This is a genomic window from Stenotrophomonas sp. 3diitr2024, from assembly GCF_042136455.1.
GTDB classification, from domain to species: Bacteria; Pseudomonadota; Gammaproteobacteria; order Xanthomonadales; family Xanthomonadaceae; genus Stenotrophomonas; species Stenotrophomonas sepilia.
Genome location: NZ_JBHHMJ010000374.1, coordinates 1 through 4,415, shown reverse-complemented (window position 1 = coordinate 4,415; position 4,415 = coordinate 1). Strand labels below are relative to the sequence as shown.

Sequence of the window (4,415 nt, the reverse complement as noted above, 5' to 3'; positions counted from 1 at the left end):
GGCCGCTGGCCGGCACCGGTCGCATCAGGAAGGTGGGTTGCCGGCCAGCGGCCGGTACTACCGAAGCGTGAACTCAATCTCGCCGTCGCTGACGTCGGCCACGGCCTGGTAATCGGCCTCGGCCTGGAAATCATCCAGCCGCATGCGGCTGCCGCTGGCGACCACCGTCACCGGCACCGCATGGAAGCGCAGCGGCTCGCCCTCCACCAGGCGGTCGGCGTCGCGGCCGGGGCTGACCACCCAGACCTTGCCTTCGCCATATGCGCTGTAGACCTGGGCCCGGCCATCGGGCTCAACGCACAGGGCGGTGTCCTCATCGACGCCGATGCCGACGATGTCAGGGTCGCCGCTGTCCTGGGCGGCACGTGCCACGAACACGATCAGGCGACCGAGCCGGTCACGCTTGTCGAAATGGGTGTCGGTGACCACGCGCTGCAGGTAGGGCATCTGCAGGAAGCCGCTGTCCAGGGTCACGGCACTGCCCATCGGGTCGGCCAGCGCACCGGCCGAGGTGATGCTGCCGCCATCCATGGCGCCATAGGCATAGCCGCCGAGGATGGCCAGGCCAGCGCTGGTACCGGCAATCGGCTTGCCGGCGCGCACATGGGCGTTGAGTGCACGGTTGAGTGCGGTGCCCTTCCAGAAGCGGATATAGCGGGACTGGTCGCCGCCGGCAATGAAGATGGCATCGGCCGCGGCGACCACGCGCAGCACCGCCGGATCATCGGCACCGCGGCGGCTGTCGAAGACCAGGGTCTGCACTGCGGTAGTGCCGCCGATCTCGCGGTACAGGCGGTCCTGCAGTTCGTCGCCACCGGAGGCGCGCAGAATCAGCACACGGCCATTGCCGGCCTGCTTCAGCCACCACTGGAAGGCCTCCGGCACCCACTCGCCACCGCCCATCAGCATCATGGCGGGCGCGCGCGGACCGGGACGCGGGGATTCCAGATCGCCGATTTCGTAATAGGCGAAGCCGGGGCCCTGCAGGTCCTGCGCGGGCGCGGCCAATGGCCAGGCCAGCACCAGCAGCGCCAGCCAGGCGAAGGGGCCAGGCAGGGTCCGGTCGAGGCGTCGCATCTTGATCTCCCTGAACAAAATCGACTTGCAAGCGTTTTCACTCTTTGCCAGATAGGGGTCCAGTAGTCAAGGACATGAAAAAGGCGTTAAATGCGCGCGCCCATTCCGGAAGTCTGAATGGGGGACAGGGCCCCTCCTCTGCGGGCCGGCTTCATTTCCGAGAATTCCTCATGCGTAGACAGGCGATGGCGTGGTCGATCCAGCTGGCGTTGATGGGCGTGGCTGCTTCCGCGGCGGCCCAGGCACCGGCTTCCTCTTCGGTGCAACAACTGGACGCGGTGCAGGTCACCGGCTCGCGCATTCCGCGCGCCCAGGTGGAAGGCCCCGCTCCGATCACGGTGATCAATGCCGAGCAGATCCGCTCCAGTGGCTTCACCAGCGTGCCGGACGTGCTGCGTGCAATGACCCAGAACGGCGGTGAGACGCAGAGCCAGCAGTCTTCCAGTGGCGCCGACTTCTCGCCGGGCGCCCAGCAGGTGGACCTGCGCGGCCTGGGCCCGAACCACACGCTGGTGCTGGTCAATGGTCGGCGTATTGCCGATTTCCCGATGCCGTTCAAGGGCCGCAGCAACTTCACCGATGTCTCCAACATCCCGCTGGGCATGATCGAGCGCATCGAAGTACTGACCGGCAGCGCCTCGGCCATCTACGGCTCGGACGCGATCGCCGGCGTGGTCAACTTCATCCTGAAGAAGAAGGCCGACGGCACCACGATCGACATGCGCATGGGCACCACCAGCGAAGGCGGCGGCGAGTCGTTCGACATGAGCCTGGCCAGCGGTTTCAGCCGTGGCAACTTCAACGCCGTGTACAGCGTCGAGCTGCAGTCGCAGACCCCGCTGTGGGCCTATGACCGTGACATCCAGGACTCGACCCGGGATGGCCCCACCGAGGGTTCGCGCATCGCGCGCCGTGCCTATCTGCGCACCGACTACAACGATGACTACCTGGACCCGGGCGCCGCCACCTGCGAAGCGCTGTCCGGCCAGAACCAGGGCAGCACCTATCGTGCCTACCGCCCGAAGTACGGCTACTACTGCGGCAGCGACAGCTCGATCGGCTACGGCACCATCCTCAGCAAGCGCCGCGGCGCCAACGGCTACGCGTCGCTGAGCTACGACTTCGACAATGGCCAGCAGTGGTTCGCCGACGTGCAGCTCGGCTACCACACGATGTCGCTGATGCGCGACGTCACCCAGTGGGGCCGCATGGATGCCAACGGTGATGAGTCGGGCTACTTCAACAACGAAGCCACTGGCGAGATCGAGTTCTGGCAGCGCCAGTTCTCGCCCGAGGAAATGGGCGGCCTGCGCAACGCCATGGTGCGCAGCACTCAGAAGACCTTCAGCGTGACCACCGGCTTCAAGGGCAACCTGATTGGCAACTGGGATTACGAAGCGGCGTTGAGCCATTCGCAGTACCAGTCGCGCATCAGCTGGGCACAGATCATTGCCGCCAAGGCCAATGACCTGTTCCTCGGCCCGCAGCTGGGCGTGGATGACGACGGTTTCCCGGTCTACAACGCCGATCCGTCACGCCTGTACCGTCCACTGACCCGCGCCGAGTACGACTCGATCGCCGCGCGTACCACCTACACTCCGAAGTCGCGCACGGAAACCGCCGCCTTCACCCTGACCAACGCAGCACTGTTCGCACTGCCCGGTGGCGATGCCGGGTTTGCCGCGACCGTGGAAGTGGGCCAGCAGGCCTATTCTCTGAACCCCGATCCGCTGGCGACCGGGTACTACTACTACAGCTGGAAGGATTCGGACGGCAAGGGTTCGCGCAACCGCTGGGCGACGGCTGCGGAGCTGCGCATGCCGCTGCACGACACGGTCAACCTGAGCGTGGCGGGCCGCTACGACCAGTACCGCTATTCCGGACACAGCATCGGCAAGGCGACCTGGAGCGGCGGCCTGGAATGGCGCCCGATCGATACCCTGCTGGTGCGCGGCTCCTACGGCACCGCATTCCGTGCACCGGACCTGCACTATGTGTTTGCCGGACCGGGCAACGACGAGACCAGCGCCGAGGATCTGTACACCTGCCGCCTCGAGGAGGCCAGCGACTGTTCCGATTACGAGCGCAACCTGATCCGCAGCCGCACAGGCAACCGCCAGCTCGACCCGGAAACCAGCACCTCGTGGAGCGCCGGCTTCGTCTGGTCACCGGCGATCGGCCTGGACCTGTCGGTGGACTGGTTTGACATCGATATGCGCAACCAGGTGCAGGACATGGACGTGCGCACGCTCCTGGCCAACGAAGCAAACTGCCGCCTGGGCAGCGCCGACATCAATTCGCCGACCTGCGTGGACGCGCTCGCCCGCATCACCCGCAGCAACGACGGACGCCTGTATGGCGTGCGCGTGGAGCCGATCAACGTCGCCCGCGAATCCACCTCCGGCATCGACGCCGGCCTGCGTTATCGCCTGCAGACGGGCATCGGCGATTTCATCTTCAACGGCACGCACACCTGGGTGAAGAAGCATGATTTCCAGCGCTACCCCGGCGACCGCACCGAAGACCAGTTCGCGGTCAACAGTGGCTTCGACATTCCGCGCACCAAGACCAGCCTGAGCGTGACCTGGGAGAAGGATGCGTGGTCGGCAACGGTGTACGGCTCGCGCCTGGGCAAGCTGCCGACCTCGGACAGCTACGACCAGGTGTTCGACTGGGACAGCGGCGACAGCCCGTACGTGAAGGCGACCTATCGCTACAACGCCTCGCTGCAGTACCGCGTCGACGACCACTCGCGCCTGTCGCTGTCGGTGGTCAACGTGTTCAACAAGATGCCGCCGAAGGACCGTACCTACACCGCTTACCCGTACTACGACGTGTCCTGGTTCGACAGCGTCGGCCGCACGATCAACCTGCAGTACACCCACAAGTTCGGTGGCAGCGCACTGTAAGGCGCGCCGCCTTGCAGCACGTGGACGACGAGGCCCGCCATTGGCGGGCCTTGTTGTTTGCGGCTCTGGTAGATGCCCACCGGCACTGTTTCGCCGTGCGCCCACCAAGGTGAGCGGCAACCAGAGCGGGTCACCAGGGTTTTCCACACAACGCGTGGAAAGTGATGGGAACTTGGTGTGGACAAGTGGGTTCGAGCGTTGCGGTGCAGGCATTTCCTGGCGTGGTGATTTTTTGCCCACGCCTCCAGTTGTTTTCCACACCACGCGTGGAAAGCGATGGGAACTTGGTGTGGACAAGTGGGTGCGAGCATTGCACCGCAGGCGTTTCGAAGCGTGGTGAAAATTTGTCCATATTGCACAGGCAACCTGGCAGAGCCGAGCCCACGCTCTGCTGATACCCCCCTGAGCCGAGCGTAGGCTCGGCTCTAC

At 65.2% G+C, this 4,415-nt stretch carries 2 protein-coding genes; one reads left to right on the top strand and one right to left on the bottom strand.

What is annotated here, in order from left to right; genetic code table 11:
• Positions 1-57: 57 nt before the first annotated feature.
• Entirely contained in the window at positions 58-1,077 is a 1,020-nt protein-coding gene (locus ABGA94_RS09415) for a cyanophycinase (protein WP_375367116.1), read from the bottom strand.
• 170 nt (positions 1,078-1,247) lie between these two features.
• Between ABGA94_RS09415 and ABGA94_RS09410 the strand changes: the two genes are divergently transcribed.
• Positions 1,248-3,986: a TonB-dependent receptor plug domain-containing protein gene (locus ABGA94_RS09410; protein ID WP_375367115.1), complete on the top strand. Its 2,739-nt coding sequence runs from the start codon at positions 1,248-1,250 to the stop codon at positions 3,984-3,986.
• Positions 3,987-4,415 lie beyond the last annotated feature (429 nt).

Excerpts from the sequence above, each read along its gene's own strand:
- ABGA94_RS09415 (WP_375367116.1), bottom strand. The coding sequence starts at position 1,077 with ATGCGACGCCTCGACCGGACCCTGCCTGGCCCCTTCGCCTGGCTGGCG.
- ABGA94_RS09410 (WP_375367115.1), top strand. The coding sequence starts at position 1,248 with ATGCGTAGACAGGCGATGGCGTGGTCGATCCAGCTGGCGTTGATGGGC.